Origin of the sequence: Jannaschia donghaensis, from assembly GCF_001403795.1 — a bacterium.
GTDB lineage: Bacteria > Pseudomonadota > Alphaproteobacteria > Rhodobacterales > Rhodobacteraceae > Jannaschia > Jannaschia donghaensis.
Genome location: NZ_CXSU01000005.1, coordinates 439,387 through 465,499 on the forward strand (window position 1 = coordinate 439,387; position 26,113 = coordinate 465,499).

General features: G+C 62.9%; 26 protein-coding genes, 1 tRNA gene and 3 pseudogenes. 10 read left to right on the forward strand and 20 right to left on the reverse strand.

Annotated elements, in window-relative coordinates; genetic code table 11:
* Positions 1-44: 44 nt before the first annotated feature.
* Genes JDO7802_RS02795 through JDO7802_RS02805 form a run of 3 tightly spaced genes read right to left on the reverse strand, consistent with a single transcriptional unit; the run spans position 45 to position 1,936 of the window.
* Positions 45-509, reverse strand: a complete 465-nt coding sequence (locus JDO7802_RS02795; RefSeq protein WP_187298080.1) for a universal stress protein — start codon at positions 507-509, stop codon at positions 45-47.
* Positions 509-1,558, reverse strand: coding sequence for a permease (locus tag JDO7802_RS02800; RefSeq protein WP_055082369.1), 1,050 nt, complete (start codon positions 1,556-1,558; stop codon positions 509-511). Before JDO7802_RS02800 ends, JDO7802_RS02795 begins: the two co-directional genes overlap by 1 nt.
* 54 nt (positions 1,559-1,612) lie before the next feature.
* Positions 1,613-1,936 carry an ArsR/SmtB family transcription factor gene (locus tag JDO7802_RS02805; RefSeq protein ID WP_055082995.1) on the reverse strand — a complete coding sequence of 108 codons (324 nt, stop codon included), beginning with the start codon at positions 1,934-1,936 and terminating at the stop codon, positions 1,613-1,615.
* Between the two features lie 386 nt (positions 1,937-2,322).
* Here JDO7802_RS02805 and JDO7802_RS17865 point away from each other — a divergent pair, with 386 nt between their 5' ends.
* Positions 2,323-3,429, forward strand: coding sequence for a hypothetical protein (locus JDO7802_RS17865; protein ID WP_144430487.1), 1,107 nt, complete (start codon positions 2,323-2,325; stop codon positions 3,427-3,429).
* Between the two features lie 724 nt (positions 3,430-4,153).
* Here JDO7802_RS17865 and JDO7802_RS18805 read toward each other — a convergent pair.
* The 12 genes and pseudogenes from JDO7802_RS18805 to JDO7802_RS02860 form a co-directional block, all read right to left on the reverse strand.
* Positions 4,154-4,570 (reverse strand): annotated as a pseudogene (locus tag JDO7802_RS18805) (TolC family protein); the annotation flags it as partial.
* Between the two features lie 18 nt (positions 4,571-4,588).
* A complete protein-coding gene (locus JDO7802_RS02810; RefSeq protein ID WP_055082371.1) occupies positions 4,589-4,960 on the reverse strand; it encodes an outer membrane factor lipoprotein domain-containing protein in 372 nt (123 codons plus the stop codon).
* A gap of 81 nt (positions 4,961-5,041) precedes the next feature.
* On the reverse strand, positions 5,042-5,305 hold the full coding sequence (locus JDO7802_RS02815) for a hypothetical protein (protein WP_055082373.1): 264 nt from the start codon (positions 5,303-5,305) through the stop codon (positions 5,042-5,044).
* A 25-nt stretch (positions 5,306-5,330) separates the two neighbouring features.
* Positions 5,331-5,906 (reverse strand): efflux RND transporter permease subunit, encoded by a 576-nt coding sequence (locus JDO7802_RS02820; RefSeq protein WP_083481015.1) that lies wholly within the window; start codon positions 5,904-5,906, stop codon positions 5,331-5,333.
* 916 nt (positions 5,907-6,822) lie between these two features.
* A pseudogene (locus JDO7802_RS18745) lies at positions 6,823-7,002 on the reverse strand (DUF6538 domain-containing protein); the annotation flags it as partial.
* A gap of 112 nt (positions 7,003-7,114) precedes the next feature.
* A tRNA-Ser gene (locus tag JDO7802_RS02830) sits at positions 7,115-7,202 on the reverse strand.
* A gap of 231 nt (positions 7,203-7,433) precedes the next feature.
* Complete coding sequence (locus JDO7802_RS02835) at positions 7,434-7,991, reverse strand: L,D-transpeptidase (protein WP_055082379.1); 558 nt, start codon at positions 7,989-7,991, stop codon at positions 7,434-7,436.
* Positions 7,992-8,153: 162 nt separating this feature from the next.
* The gene (gene ychF / locus JDO7802_RS02840) at positions 8,154-9,251 is read right to left on the reverse strand and encodes a redox-regulated ATPase YchF (RefSeq protein ID WP_055082381.1); all 1,098 of its coding nucleotides are present in this window, start codon (positions 9,249-9,251) and stop codon (positions 8,154-8,156) included.
* A gap of 481 nt (positions 9,252-9,732) precedes the next feature.
* A complete protein-coding gene (locus tag JDO7802_RS02845) occupies positions 9,733-11,334 on the reverse strand; it encodes a calcium-binding protein (RefSeq protein WP_055082383.1) in 1,602 nt (533 codons plus the stop codon).
* Positions 11,335-11,660: 326 nt separating this feature from the next.
* Positions 11,661-12,785: a S8 family serine peptidase gene (locus JDO7802_RS02850; protein WP_055082385.1), complete on the reverse strand. Its 1,125-nt coding sequence runs from the start codon at positions 12,783-12,785 to the stop codon at positions 11,661-11,663.
* 4 nt (positions 12,786-12,789) lie between these two features.
* Positions 12,790-13,386 (reverse strand): hypothetical protein, encoded by a 597-nt coding sequence (locus tag JDO7802_RS02855; RefSeq protein ID WP_055082386.1) that lies wholly within the window; start codon positions 13,384-13,386, stop codon positions 12,790-12,792.
* Between the two features lie 67 nt (positions 13,387-13,453).
* Entirely contained in the window at positions 13,454-14,242 is a 789-nt protein-coding gene (locus JDO7802_RS02860) for an RNA polymerase sigma factor (RefSeq protein WP_144430488.1), read from the reverse strand.
* A gap of 65 nt (positions 14,243-14,307) precedes the next feature.
* On the opposite strand from JDO7802_RS02860, the gene JDO7802_RS17870 reads away from it, so the two are divergent.
* The 4 genes from JDO7802_RS17870 to JDO7802_RS02880 all read left to right on the forward strand — a co-directional run bounded on the left by JDO7802_RS17870 (position 14,308) and on the right by JDO7802_RS02880 (position 17,734).
* A complete protein-coding gene (locus JDO7802_RS17870; RefSeq protein ID WP_144430489.1) occupies positions 14,308-14,502 on the forward strand; it encodes a hypothetical protein in 195 nt (64 codons plus the stop codon).
* Between the two features lie 274 nt (positions 14,503-14,776).
* Positions 14,777-15,994, forward strand: a complete 1,218-nt coding sequence (locus JDO7802_RS02870) for an extracellular solute-binding protein (RefSeq protein WP_187298081.1) — start codon at positions 14,777-14,779, stop codon at positions 15,992-15,994.
* Positions 15,995-16,004: 10 nt separating this feature from the next.
* Positions 16,005-16,880: a carbohydrate ABC transporter permease gene (locus tag JDO7802_RS02875; RefSeq protein ID WP_055082996.1), complete on the forward strand. Its 876-nt coding sequence runs from the start codon at positions 16,005-16,007 to the stop codon at positions 16,878-16,880.
* Complete coding sequence (locus JDO7802_RS02880; protein WP_055082394.1) at positions 16,880-17,734, forward strand: carbohydrate ABC transporter permease; 855 nt, start codon at positions 16,880-16,882, stop codon at positions 17,732-17,734. The genes JDO7802_RS02875 and JDO7802_RS02880 overlap by 1 nt, the downstream gene beginning before the upstream one ends.
* Before the next feature lie 143 nt (positions 17,735-17,877).
* On the opposite strand, the pseudogene JDO7802_RS18450 reads toward JDO7802_RS02880, so the two are convergent.
* From JDO7802_RS18450 to JDO7802_RS02885, 3 genes and pseudogenes are all read right to left on the reverse strand, one after another.
* Positions 17,878-18,106: pseudogene (locus JDO7802_RS18450) on the reverse strand (IS5/IS1182 family transposase); the annotation flags it as partial.
* A 272-nt stretch (positions 18,107-18,378) separates the two neighbouring features.
* A complete protein-coding gene (locus JDO7802_RS17875; RefSeq protein ID WP_144430490.1) occupies positions 18,379-19,047 on the reverse strand; it encodes a hypothetical protein in 669 nt (222 codons plus the stop codon).
* Between the two features lie 124 nt (positions 19,048-19,171).
* Positions 19,172-19,357, reverse strand: a complete 186-nt coding sequence (locus JDO7802_RS02885) for a hypothetical protein (protein ID WP_055082396.1) — start codon at positions 19,355-19,357, stop codon at positions 19,172-19,174.
* A gap of 283 nt (positions 19,358-19,640) precedes the next feature.
* Here JDO7802_RS02885 and trpA point away from each other — a divergent pair, with 283 nt between their 5' ends.
* Positions 19,641-20,432: a tryptophan synthase subunit alpha gene (gene trpA / locus JDO7802_RS02890; RefSeq protein WP_055082398.1), complete on the forward strand. Its 792-nt coding sequence runs from the start codon at positions 19,641-19,643 to the stop codon at positions 20,430-20,432.
* A 6-nt stretch (positions 20,433-20,438) separates the two neighbouring features.
* Entirely contained in the window at positions 20,439-21,014 is a 576-nt protein-coding gene (locus tag JDO7802_RS02895; protein WP_306455342.1) for an NYN domain-containing protein, read from the forward strand.
* Here JDO7802_RS02895 and JDO7802_RS02900 read toward each other — a convergent pair.
* Together JDO7802_RS02900 and JDO7802_RS02905 are read right to left on the reverse strand one after the other, a co-directional pair.
* The gene (locus JDO7802_RS02900) at positions 21,011-21,358 is read right to left on the reverse strand and encodes a hypothetical protein (protein WP_055082400.1); all 348 of its coding nucleotides are present in this window, start codon (positions 21,356-21,358) and stop codon (positions 21,011-21,013) included. The genes JDO7802_RS02895 and JDO7802_RS02900 overlap by 4 nt on opposite strands.
* Positions 21,359-21,361: 3 nt before the next feature.
* Positions 21,362-22,051 (reverse strand): DUF599 domain-containing protein, encoded by a 690-nt coding sequence (locus JDO7802_RS02905; protein WP_055082401.1) that lies wholly within the window; start codon positions 22,049-22,051, stop codon positions 21,362-21,364.
* Positions 22,052-22,140: 89 nt separating this feature from the next.
* Between JDO7802_RS02905 and JDO7802_RS02910 the strand changes: the two genes are divergently transcribed.
* The 3 genes from JDO7802_RS02910 to glcF form a co-directional block, all read left to right on the forward strand.
* On the forward strand, positions 22,141-23,571 hold the full coding sequence (locus tag JDO7802_RS02910; RefSeq protein WP_055082403.1) for an FAD-linked oxidase C-terminal domain-containing protein: 1,431 nt from the start codon (positions 22,141-22,143) through the stop codon (positions 23,569-23,571).
* 52 nt (positions 23,572-23,623) lie between these two features.
* Positions 23,624-24,718: an FAD-binding protein gene (locus JDO7802_RS02915; protein WP_055083000.1), complete on the forward strand. Its 1,095-nt coding sequence runs from the start codon at positions 23,624-23,626 to the stop codon at positions 24,716-24,718.
* Position 24,719: 1 nt separating this feature from the next.
* Positions 24,720-26,113 (forward strand): glycolate oxidase subunit GlcF (gene glcF, locus JDO7802_RS02920; protein ID WP_083480981.1); only part of this gene is annotated, 1,394 nt, incomplete at its 3' end.

The window sequence follows — 26,113 nt, forward strand, 5'->3', positions numbered from 1 at the left end:
CCAACGGGCTGAAACCGCGAGATCTCGTCAATCGGTCGTGAGTTTCACGAGACCATCAGCAGCGCCGCCTCCGCGGCCTCGCCCACCGATCCGGCAACCGAACCTCGGACAAGCGTCCGCACCGCCCCTCGGGACCTGCGCCCGAGGACGATGCAGTCGGCATGATGGTTGCGCGCGACGAGAGCGATGGTCTGGGCCACTTCGCCGGTCTGGATCAGGCGCCCTACGCCCATCATCCCCAATTCTCGCGCCGACACGACCGCAGCAGCGAGGCAGAACTCGGCGTCCTTTCGCAGCAGCGGCAGACTGGGCGTGTCGATCCCCTCAAGCTTCGCATAGTCCTCGATTTCCTTGGAGGCTCGGACCTCACGCGCGACGGCGAGGAACGTCAGTTTTGCATCGAGCGCCAGTGCCAGACGGGAGGCGACGACCGCCGCCCGGCAGGCCGGACCGGACCCGTCGACACCGACGAGGACGTGTCTGAACGATCTGGTGGGGGACGCCTCCATCATGCGAGCCAGAGCTGGAACAGGAGCCCCGCCGCCATGGACCCGGTAAGCGCGAAGGCGACGTAGAGCGCAAAGACCGCGCGGCGGGCCAGCGCCCAGACCGCAATGGCGGCCGGCAGTGAGGTTACGCCGCCCGCCACCAGGAAGGCCAGCCCGGCACCTGGAGCCATGCCCTGATCCACAAGTCCGGAGACGAGCGGCAGGGCCGCGTAGCCGTTGAGGTAGGCCGGAACCCCCACCAACGTGGCGATCAGGATCGAGGCGAAGCCCTCGCCGCCAACGGCCTGCGCCACCCATTCGGCCGGGACGAAGGCGAGCATCAGGCTTTCGAGGACGAAGGCAAGCGAGAGCCACTTGAACAGGAACAGCGAGGTCTTCGTCGCCTCGCGGCCGAACTTCGTGCGTCGTGCCGCGTCGTGCCAGAACGCCCAAACGGGCGGCTTCGGGTCGCGGATTCCCGACGCGCCGCAGCCGCCGTTGCCGACGCCTTCGCGAAGCGGATCGGCGAAGGCCCCCGACCGCGTGAGGGCGAGCGTGACATAGCCGCCGAAGAGGCCCAGCCCGATCGCCGCCAGTGTCTTTGCGATTGCGAACTCAAAGCCGAGGACGCCCGCCGTTAGCGCGAACATCGACGGGTCGATCACCGGGGAGGCTAGCCAGAAGGCCATGACGGCCGACAGTGGTACGCCCATGGCGAGAAGCGCAGCGATCAGCGGGATCACCCCGCAGGAGCAGAAAGGCGACAGCCCTCCGAACGCTGCGGCCACGAGGATCATGACGACGGGTGCACCGGTGAAGGCGCGGGCGATAAGGTTGTCCGCGCCCGTAGCCCCGGCGTAGGCGGCGAGGCCGATGGACAGGAGCAGGTAGGGAGCGGTCTGGAGCAGGTTCGCGGCGACGAAGGACAGGCTGTCCCGGCCCTGCGTCGGATCGAGCATCCAGACGAGAGCCAAGATCGCGGCGGTGGCGAACCAGACGCGCTGGTCGGACCAGAGACGCCGGGCGATCTCGGTTCCCTGTCCGGTGAGGCGGAGGACGGTTTCGGTCATAGCGTAATATCCAGTTTTGTAGTTACTTAAAACCAAGCGAAAGATGGTCGCATGTCACGCGGCGTCCTTCCGCACGAGCGCCACGCCCTGGCAGCATTCGTCAGTCAGGAACGCGAGCGCCGCGTTCATGGCGGCGAAGTCGGCCCGGTTCACGACCTCGCGGCCTCGCCGCTCCTGCGTGACGAGACCCGCAGTGACGAGGGTGCGCAGGTGATGGGCTAGTGTGGAGAGCGGCAACCCGGTGTGGCTGGCGATGTCCCCAACGATCAGCCCGTCCTCGCCCGCGCGCACGAGCAGGCGGTAGACGTCTAGGCGAGCCTCATGGCCGAGGGCGGCAAGGGCGCGTGCAGTTGCGGCGGAGCGGGATGACTTATTCATGACAGAGAACATAACTACATATCTAGTTATGTCAAGATACCTACAACTACAGAGCTGGATTACTTGAGTGCACCTATGCGAGACCCTCGCATGAAACATCCAGCACGTTCCAATTGGATCTGTTAGGGACTTCGAGACACTCTGCCAAGCAAATCTAGAGGCTATCGGAACGTCCAGACCTCGCGGCCCAGAGCGGAAATTCACGGCATTGTCGGGCGCTGCGTTGCAGCTTTATCGAAGCAGACTCTCAATATGAGAGTGGCGAGACGTGAAGCGAGAGTTAAGGATAGGATCAGCCCCGTAATTCGGCGATCGGAACCGAAGGTTCACTTCTATGAATGTCGCAGGTAAAATTCCTACAGTGATGTTTTGAGGCAGATTGAGTCATGCTACTTTTTTTGCGGCTAGTATTGAGAAATCTGCGCATGCGTCGAAATATGAAAGTTAGAACTGTAGTGGTCGGCATATTTCTTCTGCTTGGCGAACCAGCTCGGGCCTTGGATGCATGTATACTCGACGTCAGCGGTGACGAGCTAGTGCTGGATATTGAAGTGGAGGAGCCAGGGCACCTCGCATGGCATCCTGGAACTCTGCCGGGATACCACGGCTTGCTTCTGCGTCCGCTCAACCGGGGTGGTCTGTACGAAATAGACGGCATCAACTACCGGGAAGTCCCAGAACCTGCACCCGGCTCAAACCCAAATGAGCGGGCTCCCGTTTTCGTCCGGGGCGGTTGGCGGATTCATTTAGGCGAGAAGGGCATCACATGGGGCATGCCGCCTGGGACGGATGAATGGCAACAGATCGCACCCGGCCAGAGACGATGGCGCGGGGTTTACGATGAGGGAACACAGGATCTCTACGTCTCCTTCAGCCGCGAAGCGCCAGTCATGCACTGGACCGGCAGCCTTTTCGAGCCGGCAGACCCGCTGCCCGTCCTGAGACGCGATGGAAGTTCTTTTCTCTCGATGTCTACAGTTCCTCTTGCGATCCGTACGATCGCCGATCTCGGTGGCACGCTCGCGGTCACACAAAATGATGGTGATCCGCGCGGGTTGTGGTTTCGGCCCGAGGGCGGGACGTGGACACTGGTCGCCGACGAAGTGTCGCTGAAACAATTACAACCCGGGCTACGCCTTCCTGCCAATCTCGACAATATCGACGTCGGGCAGGATGGTCGCACGATGCGGCTGTTTGCCAGCGCGAGCTGGGAGGCCACGCCCTTGCTCAGCCGAGAAGGCGGCACATGGACCCTTGCTGATGCCGTGCCATTGGAGGTTTTCTGGCAGCTGCACGAACCGAGCGGCATGCGGCTCGGGTGGATTGGTCGAAGAACGCAGCAGTTGGAAGAAAGAACGTTTCTCGGCACCCGCACGGTCGAGCCAATACCACCAGCTCTTCACATACTATCACCCGGAACAGTCCGACCCCAATCGGTTGAGGGTATTGATCCCCCCATAGTTTCACCGGCAATCCCGTGCCGCATTCTGTAACTTATTTCGGGTCCACCGCGAGCGTGGACGGAATCGCACCCTTGCTTGTGCTCTCGAGCGAAGGTTGGCTTGCCTATGACGGATCCACCTTCACTTCCTTGCCTTCGCTAAGTCTTGATCGAGTCGGCGAGTTGTCTCGGATAAGTCGGATAGGGCCGCTTGTCGTGGTTCAATCGGCGAGCGGCGTGTTCATACTTGATGACGATCTAAATGCGTCACGCGTGGACACGTTTCCTGTAGAGCGACCATCAAGTAGCAGCGCAGAGATCGCATATCTCGAAGAAAGCGACCTGTTCGTCGTCGTGGGCAACGGTACCCTCTACGTATCTTCAGGCCTCAAGAACTTTCGCGAGATCCCGACGAAGGTGTCTATCCAACGAATTGTAGCTCCGCTGCCCGACCGATCGGCTCTGTTACTTGTCGGAGCCGATGGTCTTTACACGATTGAAGGATCCTGTCCGGAGATCAACGAATAGGTGTCCAGAAAAACCTAGCCTGAACGTCATTGCCAGGGGAACGGCCCATAACGGATCTTCGCGGCAGAGGTCGACGCTGCGGCGCAGCTTTCTCCGTAGCGGACATTCGTTACCGACGCGCCACTCTGGATCGCGGCGAGCGAGGACAAGAAGGCAGCACTGACCCGGGTGGCGCATGCGTTCAGGTGCTTCGCGGAAGGGCTGCTCGTTGAGTAAGTGCGTATACTCTTCTGCGACGTTGCAGTCTCTTACTGGCCAATGGGAAAGGGCGTTCTGCCCCCGAGGGCGATCTGAAGCTGAGCCCAAGCGAGCGCTCGATCTCGGACGAGCGTTGCGACATCCTGCCGGATGGCCACCGTGTCGCGACGAGCTTGTAGAACGTCGTCCAACGAGCCCTCTCCGGCCTCGAAAGACAGACGCAGGAGCCTTTCGACCTCGACGCTCGCCTCGACGGCGCTGTGCTGCGTCGTGAGCTGACGAATCAGCGATATGCATTCCCTCAGGAAGGTCTCGACGTCGAGGATCGCGCGCTCAACGGTCTGGCGCCAGATGAGTTCGGCCTCCTCGGCGGCCGCGCGGGCCCGGTCACGATCGGATCGACGCGCCCCGCGGCCAAGGATTGGAAGCGAGAGGCGGGGACCGAAGTTCCAGTCGAGCGTCGTCGCATTGGTGAGCGAGCCTGTCTAAGTCAGGCTCGGTAGGATCGCCGCCTCCGTGACCCCGATTTCCGCTGTGGCGGCGCGCCACCGACGTTCGGCGGTTTGGACATCGGGGCGCAGCCGTATCGCATCGATCGGCATCCGGCGAGGAGCACAGACGTCGGGCTGAGGTTGGGGTGCCCGGACTTGGAGGCGGGGCAGAAGGGCATCGTAGTGCATGCCGCTCAGCTGCGCCAAGCGCAAAGCCTGCACTTCGAAGGCCGTTTCGAGAGCCGGCAACTCGGCTCGCGCCCGCGCGAGGTCGAAGCCGGTCGCCTTGACCTCGGCCGCTGCTGCCTCAGTGCGTCGGCGCTCCGCGCCGAACAGATCGAAGACGAACCCCGCGTCGAGCGACACCGCGGTATCCTCGGTGATGATAATCGTGCCGTCCTCGTCGCTCCCGGTCCTGGTGCGCGTCGCTGCGGCTGATCCAGACGCTTAAGACTCCAAGCCTCGTTCCTGCAAGGCTGCACGGGTGGCGTCGATCCGCGTCCGCGCGATCGCAAGATCGAGATTTCCGACTTCTGCTGCTTCGATTACTTTGTCCAACGCCGGGTCTTTTAGAGCCCTCCACCACTCATCCGGCAAGGCCCGGGGGATCTGCGTGGCCAACAGAGAGGACCCTTCCGCCTCGATCAACGGCGGGACGAAATCGGGTCCCACGACCGCGCAGCCGGCGAAGAGGGCGAGCGCTCGCCTCATTCCATGGTCTTCTTCCGATGGTCGATCAGGACAAGCAGCGCGGGCGTGACGAAGAGCGTAATGCGGTGGCGATCACGATGCCGCCTGCGATGGCGCTCGATAGTTCGGTCCACCATTGCGTCGACGGCGCGTCGAACGTGACGGACTGGCCCGGTATGTCGACAGTGGCACCTAGTACCATCGGCATCAGGCCGAGCACGGTCGTGATCGAGGTCAGCATGATGGGGCGGAAGCGCTGCCGCCCCGTCTCGAGAACCGCGTCGACCGCAGCGCGGCCTTCGGACCTCAGAACGTTGTAGGTGTCGATCAGGACGATGTTGTTGTTCACGACGATGCCGGCCAGCGCGATGCAGCCGATTCCGCTCATCACGACGTCGAAGGGCCGCCCGGTCACCAGGAGGCCGAAGAGGACGCCCGCGGTCGAAAAGACGATGGCCGAAAGGACAAGGAGCGCCTGGAACACCGAATTGAACTGCGTCACCAGCACGACGAACAAAAAGTTCACGCCGGATGCGGTCGTCGATCCCGGCGGCGAGCATGCGGTCCTCGAAGGAGTGGCGCAACGAGTAGAAGGAGTGACGCGGCGTCTCGAGCAAACCATTCGCCCGAAGGAATTTGTTGACGACCGCGCTGAGTGTAGCCCGGCTGGGGTAGCGGGGGAAGCCCTCGGGATATTGCTTGAAGGCTTCCAACGAGACGCCCGTCAGGGGGATCACGCGGCGGGCGTACCGGCTCTTCAATTGACGCCCCTCTGCTTCGATGGAGATATGTGGCACGTCGCAATCGAGCCGGATCGTATCCGTCGTCAACGCCGCTCCTTCAGATGGGCGATAGCCGGTGTTAATCATACCCAACAGCAAAGCGCGCGCTTGGCCATTCAAGCCGTCCAGCGCGCCGGGGGCGAGCAGGCGTGTCTTGATCCACTCCTCGCTGAACGGTGGACGGGTCCTTGCCTCGCTCTCCTTGAGGGACAGTTCGCCGAGCGGCAGCGATAGCCCAAGGCGCTTCATCGTATTCACGGTCTTCAGCACGTCGGCGAGATGGATCAGGTCCTTGTTGGCCGAGTTCGCCGTCACTTCACCCGCCGCGATCCGGTCCAGCCAGTGCTGACGGAAGTCCAGCATGTCGTCGCGGATGATGTTCGCGATTTCCTTGTCGCCGACCACCGCGACGAAATTGTGGATCGTCCTGCTAAGCGGTGCTTCCCAGCGGCGCAGTTGGTCTTCGCTTTTGCCGAGGGTCTTCTCCCTCGCGAGCGTCCAATAGAGTTGCAGCGCCTTGGTGACCGTGATGCGGGGTTCGGGAACAGTGCCGAGAAGGGCGGCGGCCTCGACGGGGTCGGGCTGGTTCGCGGGAGCCGGAATGGCCTCGACGCGTGCGACAAATTCCTCGATCAGCAGTTTGGCCACACTGCCCGCGTCCAGATACCGAAAGCCCCGCGCCCGAGCGAGGTAGCGCGCCGCCTCATAGCGGGTTTCCGCGTCTCTGCTGTTCCCGGCCAGACGCGCTTCCCAGGCTTCGATCATCTGGGACCACGCGCGATCCGCCTTGCTGTGAGCGACCGTCTCCGAGTCGGTATGCAGGCTGATCCAGACCGTTACGCGCGGCTCAACCCCGCGATACCGGCGTGGAACGCGACGTCTCAAGTGAAAGGTGCTACGCCGCTTGGCAATGCTTATGACGGAAAATCTCCGCATTTGTGTAGCAAAATGTGCAGCAAATCAATCGGACCAAGAACCGCCATAAGCGCGAAAGTGCCAAATTCCACATTACTATCTGGTGGTTATGAGATAGCGATTCTGAGGAAAATGGCGGAGACGAAGGGATTCGAACCCTCGATACCTTGCGGTATACTCCCTTAGCAGGGGAGCGCCTTCGACCACTCGGCCACGTCTCCGCCGACCCGTTTATGGACCCGGGGCCCGGGGGGCAAGGCCAAATTCCGATGATCGCTGCAGGGATGGAACCGTCACATCGCTTCCTGCTCGAAGCGCCGGCGTGTCGATTGGTGCCACCGCGAAACTTAGGTTCAGCCGACTGAGATAGTCCCATGCCCCATAACGAAAACGTCCCCGACCGCAGGCAGCGGACGGGGGCGCGAAGCATCAGGTGGTTCCGCCGTATCCGATCAGACGCTTTGGCTGTGCAGGACGACGCGCGATTTCAACGGCACGCGATTGTACAGATCGACGGCCTGATCGTTGACCAGACGTGCGCAACCGTTCGACACGGCTGTTCCGATCGTTCCGGGCGCGTTCGTGCCATGGATGCGCAGGAAGGTATCGCCGCGGCCCGGTTCGAACAGGTAGAGCGCGCGCGCACCCAGCGGGTTGTTCGGACCGCCGGGCATGCCGTCCTTCCACTCCCCGTAGGCCGGGTTGCGTTCGATCATCGAATTGGTCGGGGTCCAGCTGGGCCATTCCTTCTTGGCCCCCACAAAGAACTCGCCCGACTCGTACAGGCCCGGGCGGCCGATGCCGACCATGTAGCGCATCGCGCGCGCCCCCGGCATCGTCCAGAACAGCATGAAGCTGTCGGGCAGCACATGCAGCTCATTGGGGGCGATGTCGGGCCGGATCGCAACTTCGACGGGCAGGAAATCGGGGCGCATGGCCTGCGCCATGGCGGCATTTCCGCCGAACAGGGAAAGGGCGACACCGCCTGTGATCATCTGACGTCTGTTCATCGTGACATCTCCTCGAAGCAAACTTTTCGGCGCGCCGGCAGGGGCACGGTGTATCTGGTCAACGAACAAGGGCCACAGGCCTTTCCAAATCTCAAGGTCACAATGCCGTGTGATCCGATATCAGGGGCGGGGCGTGGCATGCGGGACGCGCCCGCGCGCGCCTCAGGTGTTGAACAGAAAGTGCAGCACATCACCGTCCTTGACGGTGTAAGCCTTGCCCTCGGCGCGCATCTTGCCCGCCTCCTTGGCCGCGCTTTCCCCGCCCAGGGCGACGAAATCGTCATAGGCGATGGTCTCGGCCCGGATGAAACCCTTCTCGAAATCGCCGTGGATCACACCGGCGGCCTTGGGTGCGCTTGTGCCATGGGGAATCGTCCAGGCGCGCGCTTCCTTGGGACCGACCGTGAAATACGTCTCCAGCGCCAGCAATTCGTAACCGGCCCGGATCAACCGATCCAGCCCCGGCTCTTCCAGGTCCATCTCGGCCAGGAACTCGGCGGCCTCCTCTGGGGCCAACTGCGCGATTTCTTCCTCGATCTGGGCCGAGATGACGACATGCGCGTTGCCCTGCGCGGCGGCCATCTTGCCCACCGCCTCCGACATCGCATTGCCCGTCGCCGCCGACGCCTCGTCGACGTTGCACACATACAGGATCGGCTTGGAGGTCAGCAGCTGCAGCATGTTCCAGGCCTTGCGGTCGTCATCGGCCACCTCGATCGTGCGCGCAGGCTTACCATCTTCCAGCGCCACCAATGCCGCCTTGAGCAATCGCTCCTGCGCGACCGCCTCCTTGTCGCCACCCCGGATCTTGCGCGACAGGCCGGCGATCCGCTTCTCGATGCTCTCCATGTCGGCGATCATCAGTTCGGTCTCGATGATCTCCGCATCTTCGACCGGGTCGACACGATCCTCGACGTGGGTGACGTCCCCGTCCTCGAAACACCGCAGGACGTGGGCGATAGCATCGGTCTCGCGGATGTTGGCCAGAAACTGGTTGCCCAGCCCCTCGCCCTTGGACGCGCCCTTCACCAGACCGGCGATGTCGACGAAGGTCATGCGCGTGGGAATGATCTGCTTGGATTTCCCGATTTCGGCCAGCGTATCCAGACGCGCGTCCGGCACGGCCACGTCGCCCACGTTCGGCTCGATCGTGCAGAACGGAAAGTTCGCGGCCTGCGCCGCGGCGGTCTTGGTCAATGCGTTGAACAGGGTCGACTTGCCGACGTTCGGCAGACCCACGATGCCCATCTTGAAACCCATGATCCCGTCCTCTCGCTGATTGCCGGTGCCTTACGATGGGCGGCACGTGGCGACAAGGTCGGTGGGGCTGTGGGAAGATGAAGCGTCATGCAGACATGCCGTGGCACCGAAAGCATGTTGGAGCCCATCGAGGTCGACTCTGCACGCGGCACGAACGGATGCGTTTGGTCAGCAGCCAAAGGCGGCCGGTCAGACAGGTTCTCGACCCTCACCCTAGGCAGCTTCAGGCGCTCAGCGCGTCTTCTGCTGCGAGGTGCGTCACCGGCGCGGGTGGATCCGAACGTGGTGGCGTCTGTGCCATTCAGGCGCACCCTTTCGTCCGTCGCCGGCCGCTCTGCTTCAGGCTGCTATAACAACCGCCACCTTTTCTGAATTCTCGCGCGCCGCAAACGATTTGCGGACCATAGGCAAGCCCCGCCAGTCACAGACTGACGGGGCCATACGCTCTCGGACGAAATCCGAGGTACTCGTTAAAACAAACTCATGCGATCAGGAAATCGCTTGCGCTGAAGTCCGCCACGCTCGTGTCCTCGATCAGGATCGACCGCCCACTGATGGACAATTCGACGTCGTCACCGACCTGACTGAGGTTGGCGAGCAGATTCTCCGGCGTTGCATCCGGGTTCGTGGTCTCGAAGACAATACGGTCCACGCCAACCTCGAAATCGAGGATGACATCGACGCCCACCTCCCCCTCGGCAAAGACGAACGTGTCCGCACCGGCACCGCCGGTCATGATATCGTTACCGCTCCCACCGCGGATTACGTTGTCCTGGTCGTTGCCCCGGATGACGTCGTTGCTGTCGGTTCCGATGACGTTCTCGAAGTCGACTGCCGAGGCGTCCTGGCCGCCCCCGTTATCCACCTCGACCGAGCCGTCCGACAGGTCGACGCTGACGGGCCCTGCGACTTGGCTGAAATCGAGCGTGTCGATGCCGGCCCCACCATCGAGATCGAGAAAGACCTTCGACAGAACATCGCCCACGACCACGGCCGTATCGTCGCCTCCCCCGAAGTTCGTCTCCAAAGCCTCCGTGTTGCGGATGTCGAGCTGGAACAATCCCCGCTCGGTCTGTTCGTTGACCTCGATCCGGGCAAATTGAACGCCCGTGTCGGTCACGGAATATTCGGCCACATCCTTGTTCTGCAGATCGTCGTTCACGAGGTCGGTGTCGAAGTTGACCTGCACCCGGTCGTAGCCGCTGCCACCATTCATCAAGTCGGACCCGTCGCCGTTGTTCCAGACAAGCAGGTCGTCGCCCCCGCCACCGAACATGCGGTCGTTGCCCGTGTTGCCGGCGATGATGTCGTCGCCGCCGCGGCCGTTGAGCCGGTCATCACCGGCAAGACCCGAAAGCACGTTGTCTTCCCGGTCGCCCTTGATCTTGTCCTTGAACGCTGTGCCGATCACGTTCTCGAAGTTCACGGCGGTCGACTGGCCCAGCGTGCCCTTTTGCAGGTCCACCCCGACCGTGGCCGCGGCCTGGCTCAGGTCAAGCGTGTCCACGCCGTCCCCGCCATCCAGATCGAGCACTATCTGATCCAGCACGTCGTCCACGATCACGGCCGTGTCATCCCCGCCGCCGAAGTTCGTCTCCAACGCTTCCGTTTCGCGGATGTCGAGCTGGAACAGGCCGACCTCGGTCTGGTCGTTGACCTCGATGCGGGCAAACTGCACGCCTTGCGCCGTGGTCGAGAACTCCGCCACGTCCTTGTTCTGCAGGTCGTCGTTCACCAGATCGGTGTCGAAGTTGACCTGCACGCGGTCATCGTCGCGGCCGCCATTCATCAGGTCCGATCCGTCGCCGTTGTTCCAGACGAGCATATCGTCGCCCGAGCCGCCGAGCATCCGGTCGTTGCCGGTATTGCCGATGATGCGGTCTGCTCCCGATCCCCCGAAGATCGAGTCCTCGCCTTCGCCGCCCGACATCGTGTCGTCGCCGGACAAGCCCAGGATCAGGTCGTTGCCGCCCTTGCCGTCGATCAGGTCATCACGGAAGGAGCCGAAGATGAGCTCGCCGCGGTCAGAGCCTTCGATCGTGATGCCGTCGATGGGTTGGATGTTGTTCGTGATGCCGGACATGGGGTTCTCCATTCGAATTGGTGTCAATGTTGCGTTCCCTCCCCGGCCTTCGTCCAAACTCACATCTGCGGTCTGTGCCCCGATGCGTGCCTCTCAGGCCGGTTAGATACCCGTTGGTCGTGCGGAGTCGGCCCATGGTTCAAAGAAATTCAGGAAAAGATTTCGCGGGCTCGCGCGTCCTCTGCCCAGCCGCGATCCGGCGTCCCGTCTATGTGTCTTGGGACCGCCGATCGGGGACGGTGTCGGAGCGGGAGGATGCACCAGACATGCCAGTTCGGTCAGTTCGGCGGGCCGGTCAGGCGGGCCGGGCGCGGCACGACCGAGTGTCAGCAGCGCGCAGGCCCTCTGAGGAGCCCGGCTCCGAAAACCGTATCGCGCCCGACGGCTCCAAGATCCGTGGCGCGGCGGGCGAGTTCGGCCCGAAGCGCGTCTAGGCTCAGATCGGCCAGGGCGGGGTCGGCGGCGATGACGCTGGTGACGAAGGGTGCGGCCATGGAGGTGCCGCTGGATACGGTGACGCCGTTCTCGGACGCCACCAGGATGTCGACGCCGGGTGCCGCGATGTCCACATGCGGGCCCCGAATTGCTCGGCGATAGACGTCGCCATCGCGGTCGACCGCCGTGACGGCCAGCGCGAAGGGAAAGGCGGCCGGGTATTGGGGCGGCTGACCGGGGCCAAGGTTGCCGACGGCAGCGACAAGCACCATGCCATCGGCGGCAGCACGCCCAAGGGCGCGGTCCATCAGTTTGTTGCGCGGCCCTGCCAGGCTGATATTCACGATGTCCACGCCGTTCGCCGCCAACCAGTCCACGCCGCGCAGGATTGACACGACCCCGGCGGCATCTCCCGCACCGCGATCGGGGTCTATTACATTCGCGCTGTAAAGAACGGTGTCGTGCAACCGTTCGGGTCCGACAAGAAGCTCCGCCATGAGCGCGCCGTGATCGGTCGCGGGGGGCGCTATGCTGTCATTGAAGGCGCGTTGCTCGATCCGTCCATCGGCCAGGCCGGTATGGTCTGACCCGACGCCTGCATCGATCAGGCCGATCCGGATCCGGGCGCGGCAGCCGCCGGCCGGCCAGCCGATCATGGCTGCGGCGTAATCCCGGTCGCCGATTGCCCCGACCTGTAGGCGGTAGATATGGTTCGCCCCGGCGGTGACGCCCGGCACGGCACTCTCGATCGCATCGATGGCCTGCGGGATCGTGGTGCCCACTGGGATGCGCAGAACCACGAGCGTGTCGGCAAGATCCGGAAGGCGATGGATGTCGCGCAACGTATAGCCAAGAGCTTTGGCGCGTTCGATCAGGATCTGCGGATCCTCGGCCGTCAAAACGATCAACTCACGCGGATCGACGACGGCGAAGGCCGGGCCGCGGGGGTCCCGCCCGGGCTGGCCCGCGGGGACGCAGGCGGCAAGGGCAAGGCAGAGGATCAGAATATGGCGCATGAGCTCACTCCTCGGCCAAGAGGTCGACGAGAGGCGAGGCTGCGAGCGTTTGACGGGCCGTATCACGCGCGGCTGCGGTCTCGAAGGCCAGACGGTAAAGACCGATCGCTCCCGGGCCGTCGACGATGCGCGCCTCCAGCTCGTCCAGCAGGGTCTGGACCGCGCCCATCTCGGCCGAGGCGGCGAATCCCACGGCAAGGCCGAACGGAATGGCCGCGTCCTCCGACACGGTGCGGAAGGACGGAGTGTCGCCTGTGCCCGGCGCAAGCGCGATGTAGGTGCCCTGGCCGAGGACGAGAGCGCCGAGGAACAGGGCCGCGACGCGCCAGAGATGGGCCCGCCTGGCAGGGGCTGCCGGAACGGTCGCGGAGTTTTTCAAGATTTCGGCTTCCAGGCGCCTCCAGCCAAACTCTCGGGCGTCCGGTCCGTCCGTCGCGGATGCGAGCGCGTCTTTCAATCCGCCCATCAGAGCCAGTTCGGCGCGCAGGGCAGGGTCTCCCGCAGCCGCGCTCTCGATCCGGGTCGTTTCCTCGGGCGTGGCGTCCCCGCGCAGATGGGCGCGGAGGGCGTCTTCGTCCAGACCGTCAGTCCTGGTCGTCATGGCCTTCTCCCTCGCGGCATCCGCAGTTTGTCACTGTTGGTCGTTCGAGCGGCCATTGGGTTCAAAATCATTTGCGCGGCCCCCGCGTCAGGCAGCGGAGGAGGAGCTGCTTGGCGTGGTAGATGCGGCTCTTGACCGTGCCCTCTGGGATGGCCTCGATGTCGGCGATCGCCGCGCAGGTCATCTCCTCGAAATAGGCAAGATGGATTACCGCACGCTGCCGTTCGGGCAACGCCTCCACACAGGTTCGCAACCGGGCGGCGTCCTGAGCGGCACCGAGGATGGCCTCCGGATCTGGGTCGCCATCGGCGATCTCCTCATCGGGCGCGCCAAGTGTCACGCGGGCCTGCTTGCGGATATGGTCGACGGTCTTGTTGCGTGCGACCGAAAACATCCAGGACAGGACGCTGGCACGCCCGTCGAAGCCGCCGGCGGCGCGCCAGACCGAAAGCATGGTGTCGTGAACGATGTCGGATGCCTCCACCTCGTCGTGCACGCGCGAACGAACGAAGCGCCTCACCGCATCGGCATGGGCCATGTAGAGCGTCCGCATTGCCGCCATGTCGCCTGCGGCGACCCGCGACAGCAGCACTGCGTCGGTTGCGTGTTTTGACTGCGAAGTCTGGCGAGGGTGACGCTGCGTCATGGAGCGTTCCATAGCGCGGAACGTATCGCCGATGGAAGGTGTAGGCTTTCCCAAGCCTGCCGGCATTCTACGGTCGGGCTCCGTCAAGACTCCTTCGACCTGGACGCAGTGCCTGGCAGCCAAACCATCAATGTCCTGACCCTTGATCGAGACGAGCGTTTTGCCCGTCTTGAGACCCGTGAACGACCGGTTCAGCATGTCGCCGCTCAATATGTCAAAGACGATATCACAATCTTTTCGAGCAGGTTTTCGACGCTCGGGTCCGGCACTGCGAAATGGAACGTGCCGTGCCGGCGATACGCGACATTCTCGTCGGGTTCGTCGTTGCCATTGAACTCGAACAGGTCGAACCCGAACCCGTCAGCCGTCGACAGATGCGCACTCCTAAGCTGATTCCAACCGCGCCCGAACAAATCACACCGATGGCGCTGCCGTCTTCGGTTACCTCGCTCGGGGCCGCCAGGACATAGAAGCCCGTGACCTCGGAGTAGGGCTACAAAGATGCGTCCATGTCCGGGACGGAGATGCCGATATGGGAGACGTGGATGGCGTCGCCAAAAGGGAGAAAATTGCTTTCCCAAAGGGGCACCAAGTCAAACTTCGGATCAGCCCGCATAGCAGAACCAACTTTGAACTATAACTGGATATCCCCCGACCCCGCTCTAATTTTCTTTCGGAACAGTGATTTCGCTGCCTGGAGGCAAGAAGATGACTCGGTCAAAATTCCTCGGATCCACATTCTGCTTGGCATCCCTGCTTGCAGCACCCACCACCGCGCAAGAACGCCCGCTGACAGTCGCGATGCACTACACGCAGGAACAGGCCGCCCCCCTGATCGCCTGCCTCGATGCCTACGGCACCGATGGTCCGGGGGCCGAGTACCAGCAGATCAGCTATGGCGATTACCTGCAGACGGTCCTCACCGGACGCCTGGCGGGACAGGCCCCTGACATCTACAACGTCTACTCGATCTGGGCCGCCCAAATGGTCGACAACGGTGTCCTGGCCACGCCGCCCGCGGCCGTGACCGATTTCGTGACGGCCGGTTATTCCGCCGGCACGGTCGATGCGGCGACGATCGACGGAACACTCTGGGGCGTTCCGACCGAAGTGTCCGTCTATATGCTGGTCTCCAACATGGCGCTGCTGCGCGAAGCGGGATTCGACACGCCGCCGACGACATGGGCCGAGATGCGCGAGATGGCTCAGGCAATCACCACTCGCAACGATCAGGACCGGATCGAGACCGCTGGCTTCGCCTTCGCGCAGAGCTCCTCCGGGGCCGGTCTGGTGCATCCGTTCTACGCGCTGACCTATTCGGAGGGCGGCGACATCTACGCCGACGACCGGTCTGAGGCGATGTTGGAAAGCGACGCCGCCACGGCGACCGCGGGCCTCATGGCAGGCATGGTGCAGGATGGGATCACCGACCTGTCAGTTGACGCCTACGACTTTCCGGCTGGCGGCATCGGCATGATGATCATGGCCAACTGGTACGAGAGCGCCATCCGTGAAGGCTTCGGCGATCGGTTCGACGAGGACGTCGCCGTCAGTGCCATCCCGATGGGCGAGGACTGGAAGACGATGCAATACGCGTTCTTCATGGGTGTCGACAGCGCCAGCGACCGGTCGGATGCCGCCTGGGATCTGGTCCGCCATCTGAACGAACCGCGCGACGGCGCGCCATCGTGCATGGCGGAAATGCTGGACGGACTGGGTGCGCTGACAGCATCGTCCGCCGATACCGCCGCCTTGCCCGAGGCGGATGCCTTCACCGCACCTTTCGTCGCCGCGCTGGCGGATGACCGCGCCATCAGTCAGCCCAATGTGATGCAGGCCAGCGAACTCGAGGGCCTCATCGCGCGCACGCTGGAGGAAGTGATCGTCGGAGACGCGGAAGCTGGCCCGGCGATGGAGGAGTTGGACGGCGACGTCGAGGATATCCTGTCCGAGTTCTACTGAGCGCTTGACGGTGGACGCCGGGGACGGTCCGGTCGGCGCGGGCAGGGCGCAATGGCTGTTCCTGGCCCCGCTGCTGCTGTTCGCCGTCGTCTTTCTGATCCTGCCACTGGGTTTCTCGATCTACCTGTCGTTCACCCGCTGGAACCCGCTGGGCACACCGTCCTGGGTCGGGTTGCGACAGTTCGAGTACCTGTTGACGCGCGACGACGATTTCCTGCGCAGCTTAGTGAACACTTTCATCTTCGCGTTCGGGTTCGTCGTCATCGGTGTGCCGCTCGCACTCGGCCTCGCCTTCGTTTTCAGCCGGGCGCGGGGCAAGGCGGTCTGGCGGCAGATCTACTATCTCCCGCAGCTGACCAACATCGTGGCGATCGCCTATCTGTGGCAGTTCGTGCTCGATGACAGATACGGCGTCATCAACCGGATGCTCGGTCTTGTCGGCCTGCGGGGCCCCGACTGGCTGACGGATCCGACGATGGCCATGGTGTCGGTCGTTCTGGTGATGATCTGGTACGACGCGGGCAAGAACATGCTGATCTTCTCCGCCGCCCTCGAAGCCGTCGATCAGGACATCTATGACGCCGCCAACCTGGACGGTGCCACGGCCTGGCGAACGTTGCGGTCGATCACCCTGCCGATCATCCGCCCGGCCTTCATCTTCGTGACCATCACCAGTTTCATCACCGGCATGGGGTTCTTCGCCCTGATCCTGGCCATGACCGGCGGGGGGCCACGGGGGGCGACGGACGTCACCGCGCTCTACGCCTATCGCATGGCATTCGAGGATCTGCGCATGGGGCGCGCGTCGGCGGCGGCGTTGATCCTCGCCGCCGTCATCGGGGTGATCGCGTTGATCCAGTTCCGCGCCCTGCGGGAGCGGTCCTGATGCAAATCCTCAAATACGGGCTGCTGTCCCTGGGCGCGCTGATCATGGTTCTGCCGTTTGCCGACATGTTCATCGGGGCGTTGCGCGGCCCGTCAGACGTCTTCGCCAATCCGCCCCGATATCTTCCGGCGGAGCCGCAATGGGGCGTCTACGCGCGCGTGTTTCGCGACCTGCCGATGGGAACCTGGTTCGCCAATTCGATCATCGTCACGGGCATCATTACCGTTCTGCAAGTGTCGACCTCGACGATGGCGGGCTATGCTCTGGCGAAATACGATTTCACGGGCCGGGCGTCGATATTCCGCCTGGTCGTCGGCGCGCAGATGTTCCCGTTCTTCCTGTTCATCATTCCGATCTTCTTCATCCTGCGTTTCGCGCCCTTGATGGGCGGCAACGATGTCGCGGGGCAAGGGGGCAGCGGCCTGCTCGGCACCTATACCGCGCTGTGCCTGCCCTTCGCTGTGACGTGGTACGGCGTGTTCCTGATGCGACAATTCTTCATGGCTATTCCCGATGATCTTTTGGAGGCCGCGCGGCTGGACGGCGCGTCGGAGTATCGCATTTTCCGATCGATCATGCTGCCGCTGGTCAAACCTGCAATCGCGACGCTGACGCTGTTTTCCTTCGTCTATCACTGGAACGAATTCATCTGGACGATGACGGTCACCCGAACCGCGCCGGACCTGCAGACGCTTCCGGTCGGCATCTACCTGCTGCAGGGTGCTTTTGAGGATTTGGATCAGAAGGCGCTGCAACAGGCCGCGCTTGCCATATCGATCCTTCCGGTGATCGTCGTATTCCTCGCCTTGCAGCGCCTGTTCGTCGGATCTGACTTTGCAAGCGGCGTCAAATAGCCAGGGCTCGATTCATCCCGGAACGCCAATTCTGCCAACGTGTCGTGACGGGCGTCTTTGCGGAACGCACGCCCATGGCGTGACTGCCCCAGTCCCCGCTGACGTCATGCCACGCGAACGATCTCGGCGGTGCCGAGGGCGGATCACTGGTTCATAAGAGCGATGCGGATGTGGATTTCGGCGGTCAGCGTCTTTCGCTGCAATCCCTTCACCGAATGCCCCGACGCAGCGCATCTTTCCCTCGATCCGGCCTCGCATGTGGTTACCGGTGCAGCGCTTCCAGAACGCCCTGCCATAATACCGGGTCGCACGCAGAGCCTTGCTTTTGGCAATCGCAGCTGGACAGTCTTCGTTCCACAACCGGCCAGTCTTGCCGAAGTCAGCCAGACCCACGACGCCCAGCTTGAACCCCACGATCCCGTCCCCTCGCTGATTGCCCGAGCCTTGGGATGGGCGGCTGGCGGGGCTAGCGGTGGGGTGTTTAGACTAACGCGGTAGTCCGAAGGTACAGGACGCAAGCTTTCCTAAGCCTTTCAATCAGTATTCACTTCAAGCCCGCCAATTAGTATCGTCTTTGTGGCGAAAATCTGTACTGATAATTTAGGCCTCTCAAACCTGTTCTTAGTACGAAGTGCAATTGACTTCTATTTTTCCAAATACGGCTTAAATAAAAACTCTCCGACTGTGCGTCCAGATTTTATAGAAAGAAAGAAAGTCAAAAGAAACATCAAAAACGGCGCCAACACACCCCAAGAATTGGGATTTTCGAACGAGAATGGTGGATCAGCAGTCCCAGGCATAGCCGAGCCATCTAGCGTTTTCACCCCTGTCAAAAAATCTTCTCGGTCGTGAGCTAAAATTGTTAGAGAAGAAACCTCACAATCTTCGAGGCTGGTGCAGCCTAGATCAGAAATAGGAATACTAATCCAGTTATCACTTGGATCACAATTAGGCCTTTGATATTGAGGAATCATGTCGCAAAGAGAGACGAAGAGATATTCCTTTTCTTGCGCTCCGGATAGATAGCGCTCACGCCAATGCCCGCGGTTTGGAAAATATCGGGTCGAAGTTTCCTGATCTCCGACGACGTCAATTACAGAAAAATTTAAAGTCACGTCCTCTGGTGAATCGCTATTTAATGCTTTGGGGAATGCATAGAAAGAAAAGTATACACACGCTATGACACTGACCAAAATCCAAATAATTTTAAATCGGTTGACCATTTGACTATCGGTCAATCCGCTAAACCTTAGATTCATAACACCTCTTTCTCGAGCGCCGCGATCTCTATAATCAATACGCGAAGCCTGCATGAAAGAGGTGGCCGTTTGAAGCGCAATTTAGTTCGTCGTGACGGCTTTAGAGTGCAGCGGCACGATCAGTGACGCAATGCCGCCAGACGGCAGCTCCGTCCGCACTCCAGACCAAAAGCCTCGATCACCGCTCCTTGTTGCGGCCCTCGAAGATGATGAACCATGCCAGCAGGATGAACATCGGGTGGGTCAGCCCGCCCGAAAAGAACAGCGCGAAGGGCCAGATGATAAGGGTGATGATCCCCAGGATCGGTCTCCCGGCCAAGATGATCGACAGGGGCGGCAGCAGGATAGCGAGCAAATAATTCATGACCCCGATATGGGGGCGCTGTCGCGAACGTCCAGTCCCGCCCTCTCGATTGTCATCGCGCCTCCGCTTGGGGTCTCGAAACGGGTCTCGGGGGCCAAGATCCGTCCCGGCCCGCAAGTCATTCAATCCAAACCATATCCGCTCTGCGTCACCCGTAGATCACCCGTGGATCACCCGCAGATCATACGTGCGTTTTCGCAGGGTCCGACCGCGTTCCGATCCATGGTGCATTGACCTCCGCCCGTGCCTGTCGCAGGTCGGTGGCAAAAGACGGGGACCCGATATGACGCGCATCGACGACACTTTCGCACGGCTCAAGGCCCAGAACCGCAAGGCGTTCGTGACCTATATCATGGCCGGCGACCCCGACGCCGCCACCACCGCCAAGGTCATGGCGGGCCTGCCGGGGGCCGGCGTCGACATCATCGAGATCGGCCTGCCCTTCACCGATCCCATGGCCGACGGTCCAACGATCCAACTGGCCGGTCAACGTGCGCTGGAAGGCGGGATGACGTTGCAGGGGGTTCTTGATCTCATTACGGAATTCCGCAAATCCGACGACACCACGCCGATCGTTCTGATGGGGTATTACAATCCGATCTATTCACGCGGCGTCGACCGGTTTCTGGCGGATGCCAAGGCCGCCGGGATCGACGGTATGATCGTCGTGGACCTGCCGCCCGAGGAAGATACGGAGTTGTGCACCCCCGCACAGGCCGCGGGGCTGAATTTCATCCGCCTCGCCACGCCGACGTCGGATGAAAAGCGTCTTCCCAAGGTGCTGCAGAACACCTCCGGCTTTCTTTATTACGTGTCGATCAACGGCATCACGGGCACCGGATCCGCAGATGCCGCCAAGGTCGCCCCCGAAGTGGCCCGCATCAAGCAAAGCACTGATCTGCCGGTGATCGTTGGCTTCGGCATCAAGACCCCCGACGCGTCCGAGGCCATCGCCGCCGTCGCCGACGGTTGCGTCGTCGGCTCGGCCATCGTGGACCGCATCGCCCAGGGGGACAGCGTGCAAGACGTTCTGGCTTATGTGAAAACCCTTGCCGACGGGGCCCACCGGGGCTGACGCGCGGTGAAGATCACCGTCGTGATCCTCCTCTTGACGATCTCCCTCCTCGGCGTCACGGCAAGCTACGTCCTCCCGGGCTGGCGTGACTTGATCCTGATTGCGGGGCCCAGCGCGTTTGCAGCGTTTATCCTGCTGGTCTGGACGGTCGTTCGGCGGCGCAAACCGTCCAAAGTCCCCTCGAAATGGGGCATTCTCGATGGGTCCAATGTCATGCACTGGAAGGACGGGGCACCCGGTCTCCAGGCGGTTCAGGACGTCGTCATCGCCTTGCAGCGCAGGGGCTACGGTATCGGCGTCGTCTTCGATGCCAACGCCGGTTACCTGCTGACCGGCCGCTATCAACACGACAAGCTGGCCCTGCGCCTGTCGCTTCCGCGGGACAACGTTCTGGTGGTCCACAAGGGCGAGCCGGCCGATCCACGCATCCTGACGATGGCGCGCGATATGGGTGCGGTGGTCGTGACGAACGATCGGTATCGCGATTGGGACGCGCAATTCCCCGAGGTCCGCAAGCCCGGCCATCTGGTGCGCGGCGGCTATCGCGACGGAACGCTCTGGCGGGACCTGCCGGACGGCTAGCGGGGCAGGTCGACCACGAAATCCGGCCCCCAGCCATGCACATTGTCATGGGCGCGGACGATAACCCGTTCCGTACCGTCCGGTATGGCGATGCCGGACTGCGACCGAGTAAAGGGTTGCTCTTCGACATGGGGGTGCGCCAGGAGTCGGGTGCCGAGTTCGGTGCCGTCCAGCGCGAAGACCGTCCAGCCGTCGGCGTAATGGTCCCAGCCTTCGTCGGCATGGCGGACCGACACCGAAAACGACCAGCCGGAGGAGGATTGCGTAGCGACCGCACCCTCGACCACCGGCAGATCGGCAAGGGCGGGTGCGGCAAGAAACAGGGCGGGGATAAGATATCTCATGCCCTAGTCTTCCAGCAGAACGTCCCGCGATGTCGAGGCAAATTCCCGTGACAGCACTGCCTGTGCGGTGATCGCCACCGCGACCATCAGGCCCCATGGCCCCAGAAGCCAGCCAAGCGCCGCGAAGGCGAAATAGACCGACCGCAGGCCCCGGTTGAAGTTCATTGCCGCACGGATATTCAACTCCGCCGCCTGCTGCGCGCGGGGGCGGGCGTGCGTCAAATCGGGGTCATTGGGCACCGAGGCCATGACCACGGCGCAATACCCAAACAGGCGGTTCGACCAGATGAATTTGAACACCGCATGGGTCAGGACGAGTGCGACGAGGCCCAGCTTCACCTGCCAGAACGTGGCGGGGTGGCTTTCGATGCCGACCCCCATGATGATTGTGTCCAACCGCTCTGCGTTGCCGGCCATGGCCAGGACACCGCCGACCGCGATCATCGACGCGGAGGTCATGAAGGTCGTGCCCTGCCGCAGGGAGCTTAGAAGCGTGGCATCGAAGATCCGCGGCTGTCGCGTCAGCATCTCGTCCATCCAGTCATGGCGATACTTTTGCATCAGGATCGTTACCGAGGCGCGTCCCTTGGGCGGATGTTCGATGATCAGGCTGCAGACCAGCCAGCCGATCAGCAGCAGCGCGACGGCCACAAGGTCAAGCGGCACGAAGGTTTCGATCAAAAGCGTCAGCATGGCGCACCCCTAGCAGGCCTATCTGTGCTTGCCTTCTGCGAAATTGGTTATATTATTTTACCAATATTGCCGTTTCGGAGGATCGCACGATGGAAATGCCACGGATCGACCCGTTCGCCCTCGCTAAAAAAGACAAGCTCATCGCGCGGCTTTCCGAGGTCCTGCCCGACGACGCGATCATCCATGCCGAGGAAGAGACGCGCGCCTACGAATGCGACGCCCTGACGGCCTACAAATGCCCGCCGCTCGCGGTCGTTCTGCCGCGCTCCACATCCGAAGTCAGCGCAGTGCTGAAGATATGTCACGACATGGACGTTCCGGTCGTGCCACGCGGGTCGGGCACCTCCCTGGCCGGGGGCGCGCTGCCGACGGCCGATTGCGTGATCCTTGGCGTCGCGCGTCTGACGGACGTTCTGGAGGTCGACTACGACGACCGCATCATCCGCTTGCAGACGGGTCGCACCAATCTGAGCGTGACCGGCGCGGTGGAGGCGGACGGCTTTTTCTATGCCCCAGACCCGTCGTCACAGCTGGCTTGCGCCATCGCGGGCAACATCGCCATGAATTCCGGCGGGGCGCATTGCTTGAAATACGGTGTCACCACGAACAACCTGCTGGGTGTCACGCTGGTGCAGATGGACGGGACCGTGGTTGAGATCGGTGGCGCGCATATGGACAGCGCTGGCATGGACCTTCTGGGCGTCGTCTGTGGCAGCGAAGGCCAATTGGGCGTCGTGACCGAAGCCACCCTGCGCATTCTTCCCAAGCCCGAGGGCGCGCGCCCGGTCCTGATCGCCTTCGACGACAACGAGACGGCGGGCGAATGCGTGGCCGACATCATCAAGGCTGGCGTCCTGCCGGTGGCGATCGAATTCATGGATCGCCCCGTGATCCGCGCGACCGAAGCCTTCGCGCACGCCGGGTATCCGGATGTGGAAGCCCTGCTGATCGTCGAGGTCGAGGGATCCGAGGACGAGATCGACGAGCAGTTGGAGGTGATCGAGAAGATCGCCCGCAGTCACGACCCCGTCGAACTGCGCCGGTCCACCTCCGAGACGGAAAGCGCGGCGATCTGGCTGGGCCGCAAATCGGCCTTCGGCGCGATGGGTCAGATCAACGACTACATGTGCCTGGACGGAACCATCCCGGTGTCCGAATTGCCCGGTGTTCTGCGCGGCATCCGGGAGTTGTCGAAGAAATACGGGCTGGACGTGGGCAACGTGTTCCACGCGGGCGACGGCAACATGCATCCGCTGATCCTGTTCGATGCCAACAAGCCGGGCGATCTGGAGCTTTGCGAGGAGATGGGGGCCGAAATCCTCAAGCTCTGCGTGGAGGTCGGCGGATGCCTGACCGGCGAACATGGCGTCGGCGTCGAGAAGCGGGACCTGATGCACCATCAGTTCAACCCAGGCGACATGGAGGCGCAGCTGCGCGTCAAGGACGTGTTCGACCCCAAGTGGCTGCTCAACCCGGCCAAGGTCTTCCCGCTGGATGTCACGGCCAGTCGTCGCGCCTGACCCTTCCGGAGGGGTCGAATACTTGCAAAGCAAAGAAAGGGGCGCGGCCGTGCTGAGACCCGAGAGCGAAGAGCATCTGGCCGAAATCGTGCGCGGCGCGAATGGTCCCCTGTCGGTGCGCGGCGGGGCCACGCGGCACACGCCGCGCCCGGGCGAGGCGCTGACGACCGTCGGCATGACCGGCATCACACTCTACGAGCCGGGCGCGCTGACCATCGTGGCGCGGGCGGGCACGCCGATGGCCGAAGTGCAGGCCGCCCTTGCCGCCGAAGGCCAGCGCTTGCCGTTCGAGCCGATGGACCACCGCAATCTGCTGGGCACCGACGGGGTGCCGACGATCGGCGGGGCGGTCGCGATGAACGTGTCCGGCCCGCGCCGCGTTCAGGTCGGTGCCTGTCGCGACAGCCTGATCGGGGTGCGGTTCGTCGACGGTGAAGGCACCGTGATCAAGAACGGTGGCCGGGTGATGAAGAATGTCACCGGCTACGACCTGGTGAAACTGATGGCAGGTGCGCGGGGCGCGTTGGGCATCCTGTCGGAAGTCAGCTTCAAGATCCTGCCCGCGGCCGCGACCGAGGCGACGCTGCGGTTGACCGGGTTGGACGTGGCGCAGGCGGTGCGGGCCATGGCGGCGGGCCTGTCTTCGCCGTTCGAGGTGACCGCCGCCGCCCACGACCCCGCCACCACCCAGACCTGGATGCGGATCGAAGGATTGGACGGATCGGTGGCGTATCGCACCAAAGAGCTGTCGCGCGTCCTGGCCCCCTTCGGAACCGTCGATCGACTGGACCCCGACGCGTCGGCCACCGTCTGGCGGGCCGTACGCGATGCGCAGGCGATGCAGGGCACGGGCGATGTCTGGCGGCTTTCCGTTCGTCCGTCCCATGCGGCGGACATCGTTGCGCGCGCCGGGGCCGAGGCCTCGCTTCTGGACTGGGGCGGCGGGCTGATCTGGTTGCGGTTGCCGACAGGCACCGACCTGCGCGACCGGCTGGGGCCTTTCGCAGGCCACGCGACCCGCGTTCGCGGTGCCCCCGATCCACAGCCCGAGGATGCCGCCCTTGCCGCGCTGACGTCGGGAATACGCGCCCGGTTCGACCCCAAGGGCCTGTTCCGATCCACCCACCATCAGACCGCCGGGGCCTAACATGCAAACCACCTTCACCGACGCGCAACTGGCCGATCCCGGCATCAAGCGATCGAACGAGATCCTGCGCTCTTGCGTGCATTGCGGGTTCTGCACGGCGACCTGCCCGACGTATCAGGTGTTGGGCGACGAGTTGGACAGCCCCCGCGGACGCATCTACCTGATCAAGGACATGCTCGAGTCGGGGCGCGACGCGGATGAGAAGACCGTTAAGCACATCGACCGCTGCCTGTCCTGCCTGGCCTGCATGACGACCTGCCCGTCGGGGGTGCATTACATGCATCTGGTCGATCATGCGCGCGAACACATCGAGAAGACCTACAAGCGCCCGCTGATGGACCGGATGCTGCGCTGGACGCTGGCGCAGATCCTGCCCTATCCCGGTCGCTTCCGCCTTGCGCTGCTGGGCGCTAAACTGGGGCGTCCGTTCGCCAAATTCATGCCCGACGTCCGCCTGCGCGCGATGCTGGAAATGGCCCCCAAGACGATCCCGCCCGTCAGCCGCAACGATGATCCACAGACATTCCCGGCCGAACACAAGAAGATGCGCGTGGCCCTGATGACCGGATGCGCGCAAAAGGCGCTGAACACCGATATCAACGACGCGACGATCCGCTTGCTGACGCGGCTGGGCGCGGAGGTTGTCGTGGCCGAGGGCGCGGGTTGCTGCGGGGCGCTGACCCACCATATGGGCAAGACCGACGAAAGCCACCGCTTTGCCGCCGCCAATATCGAGGCTTGGGTGAAGGAAGCCGATGGTGCGGGGCTGGATGCCATCGTTATAAACACGTCTGGCTGCGGCACCACGGTCAAGGATTACGGGCACATGTTCCGGAACGACCCGCTGGCGCAGAAGGCCGCGCGGGTGTCCGCACTGACCCGCGACGTGTCGGAGGTTCTGATGGATCTGCTGCCCAAGGACCACGTCTTCGTGACGCCGCCACGACCCGCCCGCGACGGTGTCGGCGGCGTTCCGACCGGCCGCGCGCCGGACCCTGTGGGGCAGGGTGCGATGCAGGTCGCCTATCACTCCGCCTGTTCGCTGCAACACGGCCAGCAGATCAAGGCCGCGCCGAAAGACCTGCTCAAACGGGCGGGGTTCACCGTGCTGGAACCGCGCGATCCGCATCTGTGCTGCGGCAGCGCCGGCACCTACAACCTGATGCAGCCCGAGATTTCGCAGGAATTGAAGCGTCGCAAGATCGCTACGCTGGAAGACAAGCACCCCGATGTGATCGCGGCCGGGAACATCGGCTGCATGATGCAGATCGGCTCCGGCGCGTCCGTTCCGATCGTGCATACGGTGGAATTGCTCGATTGGGCGACCGGCGGGCCGATCCCTCCGGCCATCGAAGGGTTCGACGGATATCCGTCGAAATCTCCCGAACCGCCACG

Coding starts and splice junctions, on each gene's coding strand:
- JDO7802_RS02900 (WP_055082400.1), bottom strand. CDS start 21,358: ATGAGATATCTTATCCCCGCCCTGTTTCTTGCCGCACCCGCCCTTGCC.
- JDO7802_RS17865 (WP_144430487.1), top strand. CDS start 2,323: ATGCTACTTTTTTTGCGGCTAGTATTGAGAAATCTGCGCATGCGTCGA.
- JDO7802_RS02885 (WP_055082396.1), bottom strand. CDS start 19,357: ATGAATTATTTGCTCGCTATCCTGCTGCCGCCCCTGTCGATCATCTTG.
- JDO7802_RS02815 (WP_055082373.1), bottom strand. CDS start 5,305: ATGAGGCGAGCGCTCGCCCTCTTCGCCGGCTGCGCGGTCGTGGGACCC.
- JDO7802_RS02835 (WP_055082379.1), bottom strand. CDS start 7,991: ATGAACAGACGTCAGATGATCACAGGCGGTGTCGCCCTTTCCCTGTTC.
- JDO7802_RS02805 (WP_055082995.1), bottom strand. CDS start 1,936: ATGAATAAGTCATCCCGCTCCGCCGCAACTGCACGCGCCCTTGCCGCC.
- JDO7802_RS02845 (WP_055082383.1), bottom strand. CDS start 11,334: ATGTCCGGCATCACGAACAACATCCAACCCATCGACGGCATCACGATC.
- trpA (WP_055082398.1), top strand. CDS start 19,641: ATGACGCGCATCGACGACACTTTCGCACGGCTCAAGGCCCAGAACCGC.
- JDO7802_RS17875 (WP_144430490.1), bottom strand. CDS start 19,047: ATGCAGGCTTCGCGTATTGATTATAGAGATCGCGGCGCTCGAGAAAGA.
- JDO7802_RS02820 (WP_083481015.1), bottom strand. CDS start 5,906: ATGGTTTGCTCGAGACGCCGCGTCACTCCTTCTACTCGTTGCGCCACT.
- JDO7802_RS02795 (WP_187298080.1), bottom strand. CDS start 509: ATGGAGGCGTCCCCCACCAGATCGTTCAGACACGTCCTCGTCGGTGTC.
- JDO7802_RS02855 (WP_055082386.1), bottom strand. CDS start 13,386: ATGACGACCAGGACTGACGGTCTGGACGAAGACGCCCTCCGCGCCCAT.
- JDO7802_RS02905 (WP_055082401.1), bottom strand. CDS start 22,051: ATGCTGACGCTTTTGATCGAAACCTTCGTGCCGCTTGACCTTGTGGCC.
- JDO7802_RS02800 (WP_055082369.1), bottom strand. CDS start 1,558: ATGACCGAAACCGTCCTCCGCCTCACCGGACAGGGAACCGAGATCGCC.
- ychF (WP_055082381.1), bottom strand. CDS start 9,251: ATGGGTTTCAAGATGGGCATCGTGGGTCTGCCGAACGTCGGCAAGTCG.
- JDO7802_RS02850 (WP_055082385.1), bottom strand. CDS start 12,785: ATGCGCCATATTCTGATCCTCTGCCTTGCCCTTGCCGCCTGCGTCCCC.
- JDO7802_RS02880 (WP_055082394.1), top strand. CDS start 16,880: ATGCAAATCCTCAAATACGGGCTGCTGTCCCTGGGCGCGCTGATCATG.
- JDO7802_RS17870 (WP_144430489.1), top strand. CDS start 14,308: ATGGAACGTGCCGTGCCGGCGATACGCGACATTCTCGTCGGGTTCGTC.
- JDO7802_RS02910 (WP_055082403.1), top strand. CDS start 22,141: ATGGAAATGCCACGGATCGACCCGTTCGCCCTCGCTAAAAAAGACAAG.